The organism is Phocaeicola coprocola DSM 17136 (genome assembly GCF_000154845.1).
Lineage (GTDB): Bacteria > Bacteroidota > Bacteroidia > Bacteroidales > Bacteroidaceae > Phocaeicola > Phocaeicola coprocola.
This window is the reverse complement of sequence record NZ_DS981484.1, coordinates 38,605-58,588: the sequence shown is the minus strand read 5'-3', so window position 1 is coordinate 58,588 and position 19,984 is coordinate 38,605. Positions and strand designations below refer to the sequence as shown.

At 40.7% G+C, this 19,984-nt stretch carries 14 protein-coding genes and 1 riboswitch; of the genes, 8 read left to right on the top strand and 6 right to left on the bottom strand.

All coding sequences use genetic code 11. The annotated features are described in order from the left end of the window. Positions 1–51 precede the first annotated feature (51 nt). Positions 52–1,494, bottom strand: coding sequence for a potassium/proton antiporter (locus BACCOP_RS10710; protein WP_007569101.1), 1,443 nt, complete (start codon positions 1,492–1,494; stop codon positions 52–54). 90 nt (positions 1,495–1,584) lie between these two features. After that, positions 1,585–1,805: riboswitch (cobalamin riboswitch) on the top strand. 134 nt (positions 1,806–1,939) lie between these two features. Here BACCOP_RS10710 and BACCOP_RS10705 point away from each other — a divergent pair. The 3 genes from BACCOP_RS10705 to BACCOP_RS10695 are packed head-to-tail and all read left to right on the top strand — an operon-like array spanning position 1,940 to position 5,164. After that, the gene (locus tag BACCOP_RS10705; RefSeq protein WP_040312040.1) at positions 1,940–3,076 is read left to right on the top strand and encodes an ABC transporter substrate-binding protein; all 1,137 of its coding nucleotides are present in this window, start codon (positions 1,940–1,942) and stop codon (positions 3,074–3,076) included. 19 nt (positions 3,077–3,095) lie between these two features. Then, positions 3,096–4,130 (top strand): iron ABC transporter permease, encoded by a 1,035-nt coding sequence (locus BACCOP_RS10700; protein WP_007569099.1) that lies wholly within the window; start codon positions 3,096–3,098, stop codon positions 4,128–4,130. 2 nt (positions 4,131–4,132) lie between these two features. After that, the gene (locus BACCOP_RS10695) at positions 4,133–5,164 is read left to right on the top strand and encodes an ABC transporter ATP-binding protein (RefSeq protein WP_007569098.1); all 1,032 of its coding nucleotides are present in this window, start codon (positions 4,133–4,135) and stop codon (positions 5,162–5,164) included. A 145-nt stretch (positions 5,165–5,309) separates the two neighbouring features. On the opposite strand, the gene BACCOP_RS10690 is transcribed toward BACCOP_RS10695, so the two are convergent. The 4 genes from BACCOP_RS10690 to purL form a co-directional block, all read right to left on the bottom strand. Then, positions 5,310–5,894, bottom strand: a complete 585-nt coding sequence (locus tag BACCOP_RS10690; protein ID WP_007569097.1) for a chromate transporter — start codon at positions 5,892–5,894, stop codon at positions 5,310–5,312. A gap of 11 nt (positions 5,895–5,905) precedes the next feature. Beyond that, positions 5,906–6,457, bottom strand: coding sequence for a chromate transporter (locus BACCOP_RS10685; RefSeq protein ID WP_007569096.1), 552 nt, complete (start codon positions 6,455–6,457; stop codon positions 5,906–5,908). A gap of 17 nt (positions 6,458–6,474) precedes the next feature. Continuing rightward, complete coding sequence (locus tag BACCOP_RS10680; protein ID WP_007569095.1) at positions 6,475–10,458, bottom strand: hybrid sensor histidine kinase/response regulator transcription factor; 3,984 nt, start codon at positions 10,456–10,458, stop codon at positions 6,475–6,477. Positions 10,459–10,598: 140 nt separating this feature from the next. Further along, entirely contained in the window at positions 10,599–14,303 is a 3,705-nt protein-coding gene (gene purL / locus BACCOP_RS10675) for a phosphoribosylformylglycinamidine synthase (protein WP_007569093.1), read from the bottom strand. Positions 14,304–14,441: 138 nt separating this feature from the next. Here purL and BACCOP_RS10670 point away from each other — a divergent pair, with 138 nt between their 5' ends. From BACCOP_RS10670 to BACCOP_RS10650, 5 genes are all read left to right on the top strand, one after another. Then, entirely contained in the window at positions 14,442–15,101 is a 660-nt protein-coding gene (locus BACCOP_RS10670; RefSeq protein ID WP_007569091.1) for a LysE family translocator, read from the top strand. A 1-nt stretch (position 15,102) separates the two neighbouring features. Beyond that, on the top strand, positions 15,103–15,651 hold the full coding sequence (locus tag BACCOP_RS10665; protein WP_007569090.1) for a DUF4924 family protein: 549 nt from the start codon (positions 15,103–15,105) through the stop codon (positions 15,649–15,651). A 13-nt stretch (positions 15,652–15,664) separates the two neighbouring features. Next, positions 15,665–16,525 carry a dTDP-4-dehydrorhamnose reductase gene (gene rfbD / locus BACCOP_RS10660; protein WP_007569087.1) on the top strand — a complete coding sequence of 287 codons (861 nt, stop codon included), beginning with the start codon at positions 15,665–15,667 and terminating at the stop codon, positions 16,523–16,525. A 20-nt stretch (positions 16,526–16,545) separates the two neighbouring features. After that, positions 16,546–18,120 (top strand): peptide chain release factor 3, encoded by a 1,575-nt coding sequence (locus BACCOP_RS10655; protein WP_178270199.1) that lies wholly within the window; start codon positions 16,546–16,548, stop codon positions 18,118–18,120. 348 nt (positions 18,121–18,468) lie between these two features. Then, on the top strand, positions 18,469–18,720 hold the full coding sequence (locus BACCOP_RS10650) for a cyclomaltodextrinase C-terminal domain-containing protein (protein ID WP_007569080.1): 252 nt from the start codon (positions 18,469–18,471) through the stop codon (positions 18,718–18,720). A 90-nt stretch (positions 18,721–18,810) separates the two neighbouring features. On the opposite strand, the gene BACCOP_RS10645 is transcribed toward BACCOP_RS10650, so the two are convergent. Then, positions 18,811–19,980 (bottom strand): DUF3843 family protein, encoded by a 1,170-nt coding sequence (locus BACCOP_RS10645; protein ID WP_007569078.1) that lies wholly within the window; start codon positions 19,978–19,980, stop codon positions 18,811–18,813. Positions 19,981–19,984 lie beyond the last annotated feature (4 nt).

Sequence of the window (19,984 nt, the reverse complement as noted above, 5' to 3'; positions counted from 1 at the left end):
TTTCCCAAATGTAATAAATAAAATGGAAATAAACAGCTGTAAACCTTACTTTTATTTCTTTTCAGACATTACCAGCAGTTTATCTCCGGCATGAAGTTCTATCTGTCCGTTAGGAATAATAAATTCGTTTCCTCGTTTGATAAGCATCACGAGTGTGCCTTTAGGAATATTCATGTCGGCTAGCCGGTTTCCGGTTGAGAGCATGTCTTCTGTAAGCGTGATATCATCCAGGTGGGTGTCGATTTCCTCCGGAAGTTCTACACCAAATTCATTACCTTCTTTTTCTTCAGGCAAGTCAAGCTTGAGCCAGCGTGCCATTTTCGAAATAGTCATTCCCTGTATAGTAAGCGATAACAGAGTAATGAAGAATACGATATTGAACAACTGGTTTGAGCCGGGAATTTGTGCTATTACCGGATAAGTTGCAAAAATAATAGGAACGGCTCCTCTTAGTCCTACCCAGGAAATAAAAACTCGTGCCTTATTAGTGATTCCTTTAAATGGAAGCAGGCACAAAAATACACTGACCGGGCGTGCTATCAGAATCATAAAGACGCCGATAAGCAGAGCTGTTACAGAGATATCGAGCATTTCATGAGGATTGACCAAAAGTCCCAAAGTCAGGAACATGATTATCTGGAACAGCCATGTCAGTCCGTTCATGAACGTATTGGTTTCTTTCCGGTAAGCCAGTCGAGCATTTCCAACAATCATTCCGGCGATATATACTGCCAGATAGCCGTTTCCTTTAACCAGGTCGGTAAGAGTAAATGTGATGAAGACCAGACTAAGCAGAAGAATCGGGTAGAGAGCACTGTTGGAAAGTTCTATTTTATTGACAAGCCAGACAGCGAACTTACCGAAGGCGTATCCTATGACTCCTCCGAACAGGAACTGTATAAATAAGTCTTTCAGTATGACTGTTACGTCGAAATTGCTTCCGCTGCCGATAACCTGAATCAGTACAATGGTAAGCATATATGCCATCGGGTCGTTACTTCCACTTTCCAGCTCCAGCATGGGGCGGAGATTGTATTTAAGGTTCATGCGTTGTGAGCGCAACAAGCTGAATACCGAAGCCGAGTCTGTAGACGACATGGTTGCAGCAAGCAGCAAAGAAACCATCAGAGTAAGTTCTATGTTGGCATGCGTGTAATACGAAAGGAAGAAAATAAACAATCCGGTAAGCAGTGTGGTGACCAATACTCCCACAGTAGAGAGCAGTATACCTTGTTTTAAGACTGGTTTGATATCGGAGTATCGGGTATCCATTCCTCCCGAGAACAAGATGATGCTGAGTGCCATCATGCCGATAAACTGAGCGTCTGAAGCACTGTTGAACTGAATGCCGAGACCGTCACTGCCGAAAGCCATACCTACCAGCAGGAATAACAGCAGGGTAGGGATACCGAAACGATATCCGGTTTTGCTGATTAGAATACTTGTAAAGATTAAAATAGACCCGACTAGTAAAATATTTTCTGCAGTAATCATAGATGATATCAACTTTTAATATAAACACAAAGTAAACAAATAAAATTGGATTTTGGTTCACCTTTTATTGCATTATAAGTACTTATTGCATATATTTGTCACAGTTTTGTTCCGTCGGGCTTCCGATTGGTATATGCGAGGCCACGGATGAAAAGGGAATCGGGTGAAAGTCCCGGACAGTCCCGCTGCTGTAAGCTCCTTTGTAAAGGTTTGTTTACTACTTCAGGCCACTGCTTTCTTCTGTTTGAGAAAGTGGGAAGGCATAACAAACCGGAGTAAGTCAGAAGACCTGCAAAACGAAATCATGCTTGTGCTCTCGAGGAAAGAGTAGCAAGAACTATGTTTTTACTATGTTAATATTGAGGAAGCTGATGTGAGAATGATTATTTCTCATATTGCTTTGTTTATTGTAGACCGATAAATTATTATAATCATGGCAAATGAACTGAAGAAATACATACTATCTGCCCATATAGTACTTATGGTCTTGCTGTTTTCCGCTTGTAACGGAAAGAGCAAGACCTCTTTTATGCAAGAAGGAGGTGATACACTGAATTTACGCTATGCAGAGAATCTGCAAATTGTAAAATACCAGCATTATACTCAGGTTACCCTGCGTAATCCCTGGGACACACTGAAAACGTTGCATACATATTTGTTGGTCAATAAACAGGATTCGTGTCCTTCATCCTTGCCGGAGGGTACAATTGTTCGGGTTCCTTTATCAAACTCCCTGATATTCTCGTCTGTGCACTGCGGACTTTTACAGGAGTTGGGCGCACTGGATAAAATAAAAGGAGTATGTGATTTGCAGTACATCCGTGTTCCTGCTATATTGGAAAGTTGTCGGAAAAAAGAAATAACCGATGCGGGGAGCAGTATGAATCCGGACATAGAGAAAGTGATAGACATGCATCCCGACGGTATCTTGCTTTCACCTTACGAAAACAGTGGTGGTTACGGACGTATAGAAAAGCTGAATATACCGATTCTTGAATGTGCCGACTATATGGAAACTTCAGCATTGGGGCGTGCCGAATGGGTACGTTTTTATGGGTTGCTGTTTGGAAAAGAGGCTGAGGCAGACTCTTTGTTTGCTGGGGTAGAGGAGGCCTATCTTTCACTCCGGAATCAAGTGAAAGACATAACACCGAAACCGACTGTCATTACAGAACTGAAAACCGGTGGTACATGGTATGTGCCGGGGGGAAACAGTACAATGGCAAAACTGTATGCCGATGCGGGGGCACGGTATATATTTGCCGATATTCCTCAAAGCGGTTCTGCTTCTTTGGCTTTTGAAACAGTATTCGATAAAGGACAGCACGCCGATTTCTGGCTGATAAAATACAATCAGCAGGTGGATAAAACTTATAGAGAACTGAAGAGTGACTATGCGCCATATGCCAATTTTGATGCGTTCCGCAATCGTCGGGTATATGGATGTAATACCAGCCGCATTTCTTTTTATGAGGAAGTACCTTTTCATCCAGAATTGTTGCTCAAGGATTTGGTAAAAGTATTTCATCCTGATATCTTGAAAGATTATACTCCAAGATATTTTACTAATTTAGCGGAGTGATATCTCAGAAAGTGTGTGCATGAAGACAAATAGAGGATATATATATGGTTGTGTACTTGCTGTAATGATTGTGCTGCTTATGGCAGCCAATCTGGTTTTCGGTTCGGTAGATATTCCGATGAAAGCCGTAGCAAACATCCTTTTTGGCGGAGAAGTAGAAAAAGACAGCTGGCAGTTTATCGTATGGGAGTCGCGTGTTCCTCAGTGTATCACAGCTCTGCTTTGTGGAACGGCTCTTTCTGCGTCGGGCTTGATGCTGCAAACCGTATTTAGTAATCCGCTTGCCGATTCTTCTATTTTAGGTATCAGTTCGGGAGCAAGTCTGGGAGTTGCACTTGTTCTGCTGGCAGGTGGAGGAAGTATCATTGCCGGAGAGTTTGTACTTTCAGGTTTTCTTTCTGTAGTAGCTGGGGCATTTGCCGGTGCGGCTTTGGTGATGGCAATCATTTTATCTCTGTCTGCCATAATTAAAAATACGGTGATGTTGCTTATTGCCGGTATTATGATAGGTTATGTAGTTTCTTCCATCATCTCATTATTAAACTTCTTTTCTACAGCCGAAGGGGTACACTCGTTTGTACTTTGGGGAATGGGAAACTTTGGTGGCGTATCGATGAAGCAGCTTCCCGGCTTTTCCATCATAACGCTGTTGGGATTGCTTATCGCGGTGTTGATGATAAAACCTCTTAATGCTCTGTTGCTTGGCATTCGCTATGCAGAAAATCTGGGTGTAAATATACGCAGGGTACGCAACTGGCTGCTGATTGCTACCGGATTGCTGACTGCGGTAACTACAGCCTTTTGTGGTCCGATTGCCTTTATCGGACTGGCTGTTCCTCATATGGCGCGACTAATGTTGGGCACATCCAATCATAATATGCTTATGCCGGTAACGTTGCTTACGGGAAGTGCTGTCGCACTGTTGTGTAACCTGATTTGTATTTTACCCGGAGAAGCAGGCATTATTCCACTCAATGCCGTGACTCCTCTTCTGGGAGCTCCGGTCATTATTTATGTTATTATCAATCAGCGTAAGATTCAGTATTTTAATTAAAAATGAAAGTACAGTCTGTTGTCATAGAGGCCAAGGATTTAACTATCGGTTATCGGCATGGTAAGCGGGGAGAAGTAGTTCATAGTCATTTAAATTTTGCTTTGTGCCGTGGTGAGCTGACTTGTTTGCTTGGATCAAACGGTGCGGGAAAGTCGACACTTCTTCGTACGTTGGCTGCTGTCCAGCCTCCTTTGTCGGGGGATATTACTTTACTAGGTAAGCCGTTGGCCAGTTATTCTCCTAAAGAGCGTTCTCGGGAAATTGGTATTGTTCTGACGGATAAGACACAGGCTGGAGGATTATCCGTACGTGAACTGGTTGCCTTGGGACGTCAGCCTCATACCGGATTCTTCGGACATTTGGGAAAAGAAGATCATGAAATCATCGACCATGCGCTGGAAGCAGTCGGCATGGCGGAAAAAGCTTCAAAATATACAGCGGAACTGTCGGATGGAGAGCGTCAGAAAGTGATGATAGCCAAAGCACTGGTTCAGGAATGTCCGTTGATCTTGCTTGATGAGCCGACTGCCTTTCTTGATGTGGTAAGTCGCATTGAGATAATGACATTGCTCCATCGCCTGGCATCGGAAGAACAGTGTGCTATCTTAATGTCTACTCACGATATAGAACAGGCGCTGGTGCTTGGTGATAAACTCTGGCTGCTGAAAAAAGGGAAAGGACTGGAATGTGGGGTAACCGAAGACTTGATACTGGCTCACAGAATGGATACACTGTTTCCTCACGAAGACATTCGTTTTGATTCGATGCATGGCATTTATTCTCCAGAAGTAAAGGGAGGAAAATCTATTTATTTGTCGGCTTCCGATGAAATTCTCCGCCATTGGGCGCAGAATGCGATGAACCGTAATGGCTTTTTATGTCTTGAATTGCCGGGAGCGGACAGAAAGGAATGTTTGCCCTTGCTCGAAGTGAAATCTGCTAATCATCTGATATTAAGTACAGAAAGGAATTCCGAGGTTTATTGTTCATTCGAAGCCTTGTTTGCTTCTTCTCAACTTGTCTGTGAATTGTGAGGGAGGTATCGGGTTACTGCATCCAGATGTCTTAAAAGAAGCTGAAATCGTACGAAAAGTTTGTACGAAAAAATAAAAAACATCAGCATGTTTTTAGGAAAACATGCTGATGTTTTTTTATTAATTTCAGCAATTTCTGATTGTGTTATTGAGGGGTGAGAATATATCCGAAAGTTACATAACCGATAATACCGCAAATTACTATCAGCAGAATCGGATTTACTTTATAGCGATACGATGCTATGAATGTGCCGGCAAACAGTATGATACTTGTGAGAATCTGCCAGTTGTATGTTCCAAAGTTTTCTCTGTTCATCAAAACCAGTGCTGCAGCTGCCAGCAATCCGACAACACCCGGGCGTAATCCTTCGAATACGGAAGCAATAATCGGATGTTTCTGATATTTCAGAAAAAACTTGCTTATCAGTACCATCAGAATGAATGACGGCAGCACTACAGAAACTGTGGCGATAGTAGAACCTAAGATGCCTACTGCATGAGAATATCCAGCATTGACAACAGCTGAATAACCCACATAGGTAGCGGAGTTGATTCCGATCGGACCGGGAGTCATCTGGCTGATAGCTATGATGTCGGTAAATTCATTAGAACTGAGCCATTCGTGGCGTGTCACTACCTCGCCTTGGATCATCGAAATCATGGCATATCCGCCTCCGAATCCGAAGAGCCCTATCTTGAAAAATGTATAGAATAATTGTAAAAATATCATAGCTGTTTATTTTACTTCTGTTGGTTTTGTTTATTCTTGTATCGTCCGTACAGATATCCTCCTAGTCCACTTAGTATGATAACGTAGATAGGAGAGAAATCGAGCAGCCAGATCAGCAGGGCAGAAACACAGGGAATCCAGATATTATACCGGCTGATCTTTGCCGATTTGGCCATTTTAAATGTTGGAGCAGCAATGAGTGCTACAACTGCGGGACGGATGCCTTTAAAGATATTTTCTACTGCCGGAATATGCTTGAACTGCTGGAAAAACAGTGCAATGGCAAGCATGATGATAAAAGAAGGAAGGATCGTTCCCAGTGCCATCCAGAAAGCGCCCCAGAACTTTTTCAGTTTGTATCCGATGAAAATAGCTATATTGACAGCAAAAATACCCGGTACGGTCTGTGCCAATGCCATCAGGTCGAGAAAATCTTCTCTTGATATCCATTTTCGTTTGTCTACCAGTTCGTTCTCTATCAAAGGAACCATAGCATATCCGCCTCCTATGGTAAATGCTCCGATACGGGTAAAAATCAGAAACGATTTGATGTAAAAAATCATTGTCTTATACTTATTGTTTATTCTTCATTTTTCTTGTATATGCTAGGTGGTACGCCATAAAATTTCTTGAACGTATCGGTAAAATATTTAGGATCTGCAAATCCCATCATGTCGGCTACTTCGGCTACAGTATACCGCTGGCTTTTGAGAAGAGCAGCTGCCTCTTGCATACGTATATTTCTTATAAAATCATTTGGAGCCATTCCTGTAAGTGCTTTTATTTTGTTATAGAAACTGGTACGGCTCATATTCATTCCAGCACAAAGGGTATCTACCGTGAGGTCTTTGCCTAAATTTTCTTTTACCAGTACGGTAACCTTTTGCATGAATTCGTTGTCCAGGTTGGTCGGCATCGGTATATCTTCTGTTTTAGACTCGATATTGACCGACGCTTGCTGAAGTTTCTTGCGTATGATTTCTCCGTTCTCCAATATGTTGCTGATATTGGCTCTCAGCACCATCAGGTCGAAAGGCTTGGTAATGTACATATCAGCCTTTGTTTCCAGTCCGCGGAGAATATCTTTCTTATCGCCTAAAGCTGTCAGCAGGATGATAGGTATGTGGCTGGTTTCGATATCCGACTTCAGTGTACGGCACATCGTTTCCCCGTCCATAACCGACATCATAACATCCGATATAATCAAGTCGGGTTGCTGAACTTTTATCTTGTCTATTGCCTCTTGACCGTTCTCGGCTCCATCTACCTGATAGATATCCGACAAGCTTTTCATCAGGAATAAACGAAGGCTGGCATTATCTTCTACTATCATGATTCGAGGACTGTCAGGATGAGCCGTAATTTGTGTCTGTTCTGCTTCGGGCATAGGGGCAACTATACCATCTTGCAACAAAACGGTTCTGAGATTCTGATCAACACCTTCATTCCTGTATTGATAATGTTCGCTCTGAATCGGGAAGCTTAACTGGAATGTTGTTCCTACATTTTCTGTACTGCTGAAACTTATTTTTCCTTCATGGTTTTTGATAAGTCTGTAAGTAAGTAGCATGCCAACTCCAGATCCGGTGATAAGCTGATTGGTTGCATTTTTTCCCCTGAATAAGAATTTGAATAATTTTTTCTGGTCCTCTTTAGGAATTCCTATTCCGGTATCTTTTATAGTCAATATCCACCGGTTCTTATTATGGTCCGTTTCTATGGTGACACTTCCTCCTTTTGGTGTATATTTTAATGCGTTGCTCAGCAGATTTTGCAAAATGGAATCTATCTTGTTCTGGTCTATCCAGACTTCCAGACTGGTAAAGCTACTTTTATACTGGAAGTCTATTCCTTTTTGTTCTGCATATGCTTTGAACTGTTGCATATAATTTTGTATATATTGATTCAGTTCATAGCGTACTACTGATATCTTGGAGCTATATAATTCTTCCTTCTGAAAGTCCATCAGGTTGTTTGCCAGCTCCGAAAGATTATCCGTGCTTTGTATGGCAAGGTTCAGGTTGGTTGTACCTTGTTCTGTAAGTTGTTCATTCTTCAGGATTTCTCCTAACGGTGCTTTTATCAACGTCAGCGGCGTACGTATGTCGTGTGCCGTTTGCATGAAAAAGTTGATTTTGGCTTGTGAAATCTGCTTGTCGCGGCGTATCATCTGGTAACGGATAATAGCATAGCTAATTCCGATAATAATCAGGGCGTACAATAGGAATGCCCAGAATGTCATCCAGATAGGGCGTCCGATTAAAATTTGTATTTCACGTTCCTCCAGAATCTGATGGTTGTCCATCAGTATAGCACGCACGCGTAATGTATAATTTCCCGGTGACAGGTTGGTATATCTTATCAGGTTATCGCTTGAAGGTGGTGACCAGCGATCATAAAATCCTTCCAGCTTCCAGCTGTACATGATGTTGGAAGGATTGTCGAAGTTGATAGACGATACGTTCATCGAAAATGTATTCTGATCGTAGTCCAGCTCAATGCATGAAGTTTTGTCCAACGCCTGAGTAAGGGGGGAATTTTTTTCTCCCGGATGTACGGTACGATACATGATACTCAGATCAGAGAATATCATGTGGCTGGAAAATGTTTCCGGAAGCTGAATACTATCGGGTAATACGATGACTCCTTCATTGCTTCCGAATATCATGTAACCGTCGCGCGAATGTATGGCCGCGTTAGGATTAAAGCTGGCAGCCAGCAATCCTTGTTCTTTGGTCCAGTTGATAAACTTGTTGGCCTTTATGTCGAAAAAGGACAGTCCATTTTCTGTTCCAAGATAAAGATCTCCGTTTCTGTCTGGTACGATACTGTATATGTTGTTACTGATTAGTCCACAGTTTTCGTCGTAATATCGGGTTACTTTTCTTGTCTTCTTTTCGAAAATAAATAATCCGTCACCGTACGTACCGAAATATGTATAGTTTCCTGACGGATCATTGTATATCATGTTGATACATTGAATATCAAATTCCGTATCCAGAGGTATTGCTTGTTTTTTTAATTTATCGAATACAAAGACTCCATTGATTGTTCCTATCCATAAAGAATGCTCATCTTTTTGAGTAATACATGTAATAGGATAACCAATGTTGTATTCACAAACCTCCTTTGTCGTCAGGCTATATGATTTTAGTCGGTAAAATCCTCCAATCCAGATAAGTCTTTCATTGTCGCGGTAAATGCTGCGGATATACTTATCTGGCCCTTCTCCTTGCCGGATGTTTTGTTGCTGGAAAAAGGTTACTTCTTTTGTTCTTTTGTCTATTTTATAAATGCTGGACATGTATCCTCCTGCCAGGATGATACCAGGACTGCTTTCGCATAGTGACGTAAATATGTGATTCTCACTTCGTTCTCCATTTGGTGAATGTGATGGTGAGAAGTTTATCCATTTGTTTTCACTTACATCAAAATAACATATACCGTTGCTCGTTGCATACCAGGAATCACCTTCCGAATCTTCCATAACTCCGTTTATACAGTTGTTTGCCAGCGAATTAGTGTAATTGGCTGAGTGCATGAACCATTCGTAAGCAGGATATTTTTCGGTGTATATGGTGATACCTGTTGGATAGATAACATTCCAGATTCGGTTGGCACTATCCATATAAATATCTTTGATGATACTTCCGTTCATCTTATTAGGCTTACGGGTATCTTCTTTCAGAAAGTGATTTAACGTTAATTGTTTCAAGTTCAGTTTATATACTCCGTCACCGTCTGTTGCAATGAGGAGGACATCTTTCTCTTTCTTGCTTGGAATAATCTTGTTTACTCCGATGTCTTTCATGGAGTTGCCTATGCTTTCCAGTTGTTTTTCCTTGATATCGTATATAAACAATTTGTCTAGCAACGTATTTATTATCAATTGCTTGGTCGGGCTATGGTAATATATGTGGTCTATCAGATGAACATTGGGAAGTTGTATCTTCTTTATTTCAGTGAGTTGTTCTCCTTTCAGTTGTACTTCGTATAACAAATGTTCGGATGCGAGATAATATTTGTTTTTCTCAGCCTGAGTTATGCAGATAATTTTATCTGAAATAACAGGTGACAACTGATAATTTTTGCTTTGATGATAATTATATATGTATTGGCTTTGGTTTGTGCAAAACCAAATATTTGCTTCAGAATCCATGTAAACACTGGATATAGGAGCTTTTTTCAGTGCGGGAAATGTTGCCCGTAAGTCGAACGCTAGCTGGAAGGAATCTCTTTGTTCGTCGTAACGAAAAACGAATCCATCTTTGCCGACTTCCCAAATAGTACTGTCTTTATCTGTATAAAGAAAATTCAGATTGGGATAGAAGCTGAGAGGATTGTTGCATCGGTGGAGTTGGTAGTGCTTGAATTGCTTTCCATTATACCGGTCAAGACCTTTGTGAGTAAGAATCCATATATAATTTTGTTTATCTTGCTGGATAGATAAAACTCTTCGGCTGCTGAGTCCATTATCCATATCGATATATTCAAAAATCTGGGCTTGTAGCGGAAGGAAAAACGATAGTAATAAGCACGTTATAATTAGAGTCGTTCGTTTCATTATTATTTGTTTTGTTCCGAGAATGAAATTATGCAAATGTCGGGAAAAAGGCTGATTTCTCAAAACAAAACGAAGAAAAATAAAAGGTGCTGTTTCTTCTGGTAAAAGAACAGCACCTTTTTATAAATCAAGTGATATTTTTATTTCTTATGAGCTTCTACCCATTTGCGTGCATTGACAAAGGCTTCCATCCACGGAGTGATCTGGTCGTTGTCTTTACGGTCTAATGGATAATAAGCGTTTTCCCATGGGAAGCATGCACGTTCCAAGTGTGGCATCATTGCCAGATGACGTCCATCCTGAGAAGCGATACCAGCTACGCTGTAGTCTGAGCCGTTCGGATTACCTGGATATTCGTCATATGAATATTTCAATACCACGTTGTAGTGATCTTCCGGATAAGGTAATGAGAACTTACCTTCTCCATGAGCTACCCAGATACCCAGTTTTGAACCACTCAAAGATCCGAACATTACACTGCGGTTCATCGGTACTGTTACACCCAAGAATGCTGATTCGAATTTGTGAGAGTCGTTGTGCAGCATCTTGCCTTTTTTCTTGTCTTCCGGAGTAATCAGACCAAGTTCCATCATCAACTGGCAACCGTTGCAAACACCCAGTGACAGTGTATCTTCACGAGCGTAGAAATTGTCGAGGGCTGCTTTAGCTTTCGGATTAAACAAGAAGCTTCCTGCCCAACCTTTTGCAGATCCTAATACGTCTGAGTTGGAGAAACCACCACAGTAAACTACCATGTTGATGTCTTCCAAAGTTTCTCGTCCGCTTACCAGGTCAGTCATGGTAACATCTTTCACATCGAATCCAGCCAAGTAGAGCATGTATGCCATTTCGCGTTCACCGTTGGTTCCTTTTTCACGGATAATGGCAGCTTTGATTCCACTTGGTGTACGACGGTCGGGATTAAGGCCGAACTGTGATAATTTACCAGTGAATGATTTATCGAATACAACTTCCAAAGGTTGTTGCTTATAGTTTTCGAAACGTTTCTTGGCACATCCGTTCATACTCTGTTTGCGGTCGAGCAGATATGAAGTAGAATACCATACATCGCGCAGATAATCAATGCCGAACTGATAAGTTGCATCGTGTTTAGTTACTAAGATATGACGTTCTTCTGTAGGAACACCAATCTTGACATAACCTACACCGGCTTCGTCCAGAATCTTCTTTACTTCAGATTTGTGTTTGTCTGCTACCTGAATGATAACACCTGGGTTTTCAGCAAACAAAATCTTGACGATATCATCGCACTTAATTTTGTCGAGGTTGATTTCCATACCACCTTCTGTGTTAGCGAAACACATTTCAAGTAAAGTAGTAATCATACCTCCGGCTGAAATATCGTGTCCGGCAAGAATCAGTTGTTTGTCTACCAGTTCTTGAATAGCAAGGAAGGCATCGCGGAAGTATTCCGGATTCTGTACGGTTGGTACGTCGTCACCAACTTTATTCAGTGACTGAGCGAATGCAGAACCACCTAAACGAAGTTCGTCAAAACTGAAGTCGATGTGGTAGAAAGTTGACTTGTCTTTGTTGACCATAACTGGAGAAACAACCTTCTTGACATCCGAAACTTCTCCTCCTGCAGAAACTATAACAGTTCCCGGGCTGATGATTTTTTCTCCGTTCGGATATTTCTGAGTCATTGACAAAGAGTCTTTACCAGTAGGCACATTGATTTGTAATGCGCAGCAGAAATCAGACAGAGCTTTTACTGCTGTATACAAACGTGCATCTTCACCTTCCTGTGAGCGGCAAGGCCACATCCAGTTGGCTGATAAAGAAATACTGTCGAGTCCTTCTGCCATAGGAGCCCATACAATATTGGTCAGAGCTTCTGAAACAGCAAGTACAGAACCTGCAGCAGGATTTGCCAATGCAGCCTGAGGTGCATGACCTAATGCTGTTGCAATACCCTTTTCTCCACGATAATCAAGAGCTACAACACCACAGTCGCTCAACGGCAACTGGAGTTCACCCTGGCACTGCTGGCGTGCAATCTTACCTGTAACTGAACGGTCTACCTTGTTGGTTAACCAGTCTTTACAAGCTACTGCTTCCAATTGCAGTACCTGACGGATATATTCATTTAATTTTGCAGTATCGTATGATACATTTTCATAATGACGTTCTACAGTCTTGTCTACCATGTATGTTTTAGGAGAAGAACCAAACATCTGGTCTACTGCCAAGTCGAACGGACGTACGCCATCAGCTTGTTCGAATGCAAAACGGTGATCGCCTGTTGTTTCTCCAACAACGTACATAGGAGAACGTTCGCGGTCGGCAATCTTCTGTACATGTTCGATTGCTTTTTCATCAATCAGCAATCCCATACGTTCTTGAGATTCGTTGGCAATAATTTCTTTTGCAGACAATGTTTCGTCGCCGATAGGAAGCTTGTCCATGTGAATCAGACCACCACAATCTTCTACTAACTCAGACAAACAGTTAACGTGTCCGGCCGATCCGTGGTCGTGGATAGAAACAATCGGATTTTCATCTTCTTCACACAATGCGCGTACTACGTTATAAGCACGTTTCTGCATTTCTGCATTGGCACGCTGTACAGCGTTCAACTCGATACCTGAAGAATAACGTCCTGTTTCTACAGATGATACAGAACCACCACCTAAACCGATGCGGTAGTTATCACCACCCATCACAACTACTTTATTACCAGCTTCGGGAGAACCCTTCAAGCAGTCGCGTTGTGTACCGTATCCAACACCTCCGGCAAGCATGATTACTTTATCGTAAGCATATTTTTCATTGTTTTCCTGGTGTTCGAAAGTAAGTACAGAACCACAAATAAGTGGCTGACCAAATTTGTTACCGAAGTCAGAAGCACCATTCGACGCTTTAATCAGGATTTGTTCAGGAGTCTGATACAGCCATTTGCGTACAGGAAGGATATTTTCCCATTCACGGCCTTCGTCTGTACGTGGGTATGAAGTCATATAAACAGCAGTTCCCGCAATAGGCCATGAACCTTTACCACCGCCCATACGGTCACGGATTTCTCCTCCTGTACCTGTAGAAGCACCATTAAATGGTTCTACGGTTGTCGGGAAGTTGTGTGTCTCTGCTTTCAGAGAGATAACTGTTTTTATATCTTTGATGATGAAATAATCGGAAGTTGAGTGATCCTTTGGAGCAAATTGTTCTACTACCGGACCTTCAGCAAATGCCACATTATCTTTGTAGGCAGAAATGATTTTGTTAGGATTTTCTTGAGTGGTTTTTTTGATCATCTGGAAAAGTGATGATTCCATTTCCTGTCCGTCGATGATAAATGTTCCACCAAATATTTTGTGGCGGCAGTGTTCTGAGTTGATTTGTGCAAATCCGAAAACTTCAGAGTCTGTCAGTTTTCTACCCAGGTCTTTTTCTACTTTCAGCAGATAGTCCATTTCTTCACGTGAAAGTGCAAGACCTTCCTGTTCGTTATATTCTTCTAGGTTCTCAATGTAAACGATTGGCTGAGGCTTAATGTTTACATCGAATATTTTTTGATCCAGCCCGTGATACATACGTTGCAGCATCGGGTCATGATCTGCGTTTTCATCTTTTACCGGAAAATATTCCTCGATACGGCGGATGCCTTCCAGACCCATGTTTTGAGTAATTTCGACGGCATTTGTACTCCACGGAGTAATCATTTCACGTCGTGGACCGATGAACCAGCCTTTAAGGTTTTCTTCCACTTCTACAGTAGCGTCGCTGTACAGCCAACATAATTTCTTGATGTCTTCAGAGTTCAGTTCTTTACTACATTCGGTAGCAATTACACTGTTAGTGGGTGTTCTGAAAAATAGAATCATAGCACTTGTTTATGTTTGTTAAAATGATAATCTTATTATCGGAATAATGCAGTGCAAAGTTACATAAACTCCTTTTTGTACGAAAGAAAAACGAAACGAAATATAGGTACTTTATAAAAAAAGTAGCATCTTTGCACTATGAATTGGATAGAACAGGTTACTATACTGGATTTATTGGTGAAAGGGTTTATTGTTGGGGTAGTGGTTTCAGCTCCTCTTGGACCTGTGGGCGTACTTTGTATTCAGCGGACACTGAACAAGGGACGCTGGTTTGGTTTTGTAACAGGTTTGGGAGCTGCCTTAAGCGATATATGTTACGCCTTGATAACAGGGTACGGCATGAGCTTTATGGATGAACTGATTCTTAAACACCAGATTTTTCTTCAGATTGTTGGTAGTATAATGTTGCTGGCTTTCGGTATATATACTTTTCGCAGTAATCCGGTAAAATCTCTTCGCCCCACTTCTGCCAATCGTGGTACTTATCTTCATAATTTTATTACTGCTTTTTTTGTTACATTCTCCAACCCATTGATAATCTTTCTTTTTATTGGTTTGTTTGCCCGCTTTTCGTTTGTAATGCCGGGTAGTCCGTTGGGATTTCAATTGGTGGGATATCTCGCTATTATCATAGGAGCCTTGACATGGTGGTTTGGCATTACCTATTTTGTAAATAAGGTACGTACACGCTTTAATGTACGAGGTATTTGGGTCTTGAATCGTATTATCGGCGTGGTAGTGATAATTGCTTCGATTATTGGTATCGTATTGGCTATTGCAGGAAAATCTTTATCTTGATATGTATATTTCTCAACAATTAAAACAACAGAATATTGCCGAATACCTGCTGTATATGTGGCAGGTGGAAGATTTGATTCGTGCTAACGGTTTTGATATAGAGCGGATTAAAAAAAATATTGTAGAGCCTTATCCTTCATTGTCTGAAGAGCAGAAAAAAGCATTGATACAATGGTATGCCGATCTTATTAATATGATGCATGATGAGGGTGTGATGGAAAAAGGGCATATCCAGATTAATAAAAATATAATCGTCTGGTTGACTGATTTGCATTTGCGTTTGCTGGCTTCTCCTAAATTTCCGTATTATAGCGCAGCTTATTATAAAGCCTTGCCTTTTATTGTGGAATTACGCTCAAAAGGAGCCGATAAAGATGTGCCTGAACTTGAAACTTGTTTTGATGCCATGTATGGTGTCCTGATGTTGAAGCTTCAGAAAAAGGAAATTACCGAAGGCACACAGAAAGCATTGAAAGTAATAGGAGATTTACTGGCTATGCTTGCCGGATATTATATAAAGGATAAACAGGGAGAACTGGATCTGGAATAAATCAAATAGTGAGATGAAGAATATTTTGATTACAGGAGCAAACGGACAATTGGGTAATGAAATGCGTTTGCTTGCAGAGGTTAATAAAGAGTATACATACTTTTTTACAGATGTTGCTGAACTGGATATATGTGATGAGCAGGCTGTGATGAATTTCGTAACTGATCATCAAATAGATATTATTGTGAATTGCGCAGCATATACTGCTGTTGATAAAGCGGAAGATGATAGAGAACTTTGTGACAAGCTGAATCATTTTGCTCCGGGATATTTGGCAAAGGCTATTCAAAGCCGTGGAGGATATCTGGTACAGGTTTCTACCGATTATGTTTTCGATGGTACTGCGCATATTCCTTATAAGGAAGAACAGGCTACTTGTCCTGACTCTGTTTATGGAACGACTAAACTTGCCGGTGAACAGGAGGCTATGAAATATTGTTCCAATACGATGATTATCCGTACTGCGTGGTTATATTCTACTTTCGGAAATAACTTCGTGAAGACTATGATTCGTTTGGGTAAGGAAAAAGAAGCATTAGGAGTAATATTCGATCAGATTGGAACTCCTACTTATGCGCGTGATCTGGCTGTTGCTATTTTTGCAGCTATCAATAAAGGTATTGTTCCAGGTATATATCATTATAGTAATGAAGGAGTTTGTTCGTGGTACGATTTTACTCAGATGATTCATCATCTGGCTGGTATTGGAACTTGTAAACTTAGACCTCTTCATACGGAAGAATATCCTACAAAGGCGAACCGTCCTCATTATTCCGTACTCGATAAAACGAAAATTAAGGAAACGTATGGCATAGAAATTCCTTATTGGGTAGACAGCCTGAAAGAATGTATCGATAAACTGTTATCAAGATAAATAAAAAGGTAAATAGATAAATAAGAATGAACGCTGAAATAGAAAGAAGACGTACATTTGCGATTATTGCGCATCCGGATGCCGGTAAGACTTCGTTGACTGAAAAGTTATTGCTTTTCGGTGGACAGATTCAGGTGGCTGGAGCTGTTAAGTCGAATAAGATTAAGAAAACTGCGACATCCGACTGGATGGACATCGAAAAGCAACGTGGTATATCTGTAACAACTTCTGTGATGGAGTTTGATTATCACGACTATAAAATCAACATTCTAGATACTCCGGGACACCAGGACTTTGCGGAAGATACTTACCGTACACTTACTGCTGTAGATAGTGTTATTATTGTTGTGGATGGTGCAAAGGGTGTGGAAACGCAGACACGTAAGCTGATGGAAGTATGTCGTATGCGTAACACTCCTGTTATTATTTTCGTCAACAAGATGGACCGTGAAGCAAAAGATCCGTTCGACTTGTTGGATGAACTGGAAGAAGAACTGGTTATCAATGTTCGTCCTCTGACATGGCCTATTGAAAGCGGTCCTCGTTTTAAGGGGGTATATAACATCTACGAACAGAAGTTGAATTTGTTTCAGCCTTCCAAGCAGGTAGTAACTGAAAAGGTAGAAGTTGATATCCATACAGAAGACCTGGATAATCATATTGGTACACCACTTGCTGATAAATTGCGTGGTGAGCTGGAACTGATTGACGGAGTATATCCGGCTTTCAATGTAGACGAATACCTGAAAGGCGAATTAGCACCTGTATTTTTCGGTTCTGCATTAAATAACTTCGGTGTGCAGGAATTGTTGGATTGTTTCGTCGAAATTGCACCTAGTCCTCGTCCAGTACAAGCAGAAGAGCGTGCTGTAATGCCAGATGAGCCAAAGTTTACAGGTTTTGTCTTTAAGATTACGGCAAATATCGACCCGAACCATCGTTCATGTGTTGCTTTCTGTAAGGTTTGTTCGGGTAAGTTTACTCGTAATACGCCTTATTTACATGTACGCCATAACAAGACGATGCGTTTTTCTTCGCCTACTCAGTTTATGGCGCAGCGTAAGACTACGGTCGATGAGGCTTGGGCCGGTGATATTATTGGATTACCTGATAACGGAACATTTAAGATCGGAGATACATTGACCGAAGGAGAAGTGCTTCATTTTAAAGGCTTGCCTAGCTTCTCTCCTGAAATGTTCAAGTATATAGAAAATGCTGACCCGATGAAAACCAAGCAGTTGAATAAGGGTATTGATCAGCTGATGGACGAAGGTGTTGCTCAGTTGTTTGTCAATCAGTTTAATGGTCGAAAGATTATCGGAACAGTAGGTCAGTTGCAGTTTGAAGTTATTCAGTATCGTCTGGAGAATGAATACAATGCTAAGTGCCGTTGGGAACCTATCAGTCTGTATAAAGCATGCTGGATAGAAAGTGATGATCCGGCAGAATTGGAAGCTTTCAAGAAACGTAAATACCAGTATATGGCGAAAGACCGTGAGGGACGTGATGTATTCCTGGCCGATAGCGGTTATGTTCTTCAGATGGCTCAGATGGACTTTAAACATATCAAATTCCATTTTACGAGTGAGTTTTAAAGGAATCTGTTATAGTTAGAAGAATCACTTCAGGAAGAAAGACTTTTCAAAATAAAATATTAAAATAGTATGTTCTGATTTGATTCTGAAATGATATGAAAACCGGATGCATGTTTCATTGCAATATGTATCCGGTTTCTTTTTATGTATAAATATTTTTATACATTGTTGTTTTCGCATTCTCTATATGTAGAAGATCAAAAGACTTTAAATAGAGTATTTTTACAGAATATATTCTTGATATAAATCAAGTAAAATATGCTAATACTTGATTTTTAACTATTTCTATTTTTATAAATGCTTCATTAAATTTTATCTTTGCGGCGCAAAACTAAAAAACTTAACAAGATGTCAGAAAACAAAACTGTAAAGTATCATATTCCGGAACAAGGAATATATTTGTATGCTCGTACAAGTGAAGGTAAAACAGAAATGATTGTCTTGAACAGTACGGATAGAGAGCAAGTTCTGCCAAGTAGTCATTATCAAGCTTTGACAAAAGAATCTAAGGAAGGAAAGATTGTTTCAACAGGTAAGAAAATTGATTTTACAGAGAATCTTACTTTGTCTGCTCGTCAGTCATTGGTAATCGAATTTTAATAAGACTGATTAGATTTATATAAAACAGAGAGGTGAAAAGAATCTTGAAAAAGATATTTTCACCTCTCTGTTTTTATTATACAATTGAGATTAATCTCCCCGATAATAATATAATAAAGAATGTCTGGCTATGAAGTCTGCGTTCTGCTGTACCAGTTCTTTTTCTGTTCCGTCGGGTAGTTGTGCGTCGGGAATAAGTTTGTTGTTTATGCAGTGTATCAATAGGTCGGGTGGACAAAGCATTTCTTCTGTAAGCATCCGGAAAGCATTTGCTTGTGCTTTTTCGCTGTCATAAAGTGGGTTTTCCCGATCAGCAATATATTCACAGATATCTTTCGCAAGCAATACCCCTTTTTCTGGTTCTGTCATTAAAATGAAATTTTTATATTCTTTCATTTGAGGGAGAGTATGGTTGTCATCATCCTGCCATTTGAGGACATTTACCAGAAAGCGGCGTAGTTCGGTGTAACCGTTCAGATAAACAATTCTCTTGCCATTTGTGCCTTCAATAAAATTACGGTATATTTCCCGATTCTTGTCCTGAATTTCTTGTGGTATTTCAGGATTACCGGTAAAGAGTCCGTTTATTTGTTTCCAGGCATCTGACGTTGTAAGCAGGGAAATCCATTCATGCAGAAACAATGCCAGTGGTCCGACAGGTACAATAAAACGGTCATTTGGAGCAATTTGTTCGATATAAGGCAGCATCGAAGGCTCTGTCAGGTAACTATGTCCGAATAGCCATGTCAGTTTACGGTCTGCTTCTACAGCGGTGCCCGGATGGTCGAAATAATGATTTAAGGATTCATTTTCGGGAGCATTTTCATAAGCTTCCTCCAAGATTCCGTAAAAGATTCTTGCCTGTTCTTCAATAGCGTGTTCATTGGGGTTTATATATGTCTTTTCGTGCAGAGAAGCTGCTTTCTGCCATGTATTCCAAATGATAAAACGGATATCTTCCTCGTTTATTTCATCAGCTACGTAATTGGAGTTTGTAGGGTAAAAGGGAAGATACTTGCCGTACAAACGTTTGTGTTCGGCTGTAAAACTTTGCCATAATCCTAATTCTGATATCTGATCTTCCAGATAGGCAGCAATGTACATACTTAATTTTTTACGGAAAATATCCGGTAGTGTGGTTAATGTACAAGCACCATATAGTTTGTTCGACAGGTTTACAAAATAGCTGTCTGAAGGTTGTACGGCTGTATATGGATGTATTTTCAGCCAGTCGTTGGTATAAATCTGAAGCTTATTCATGGTA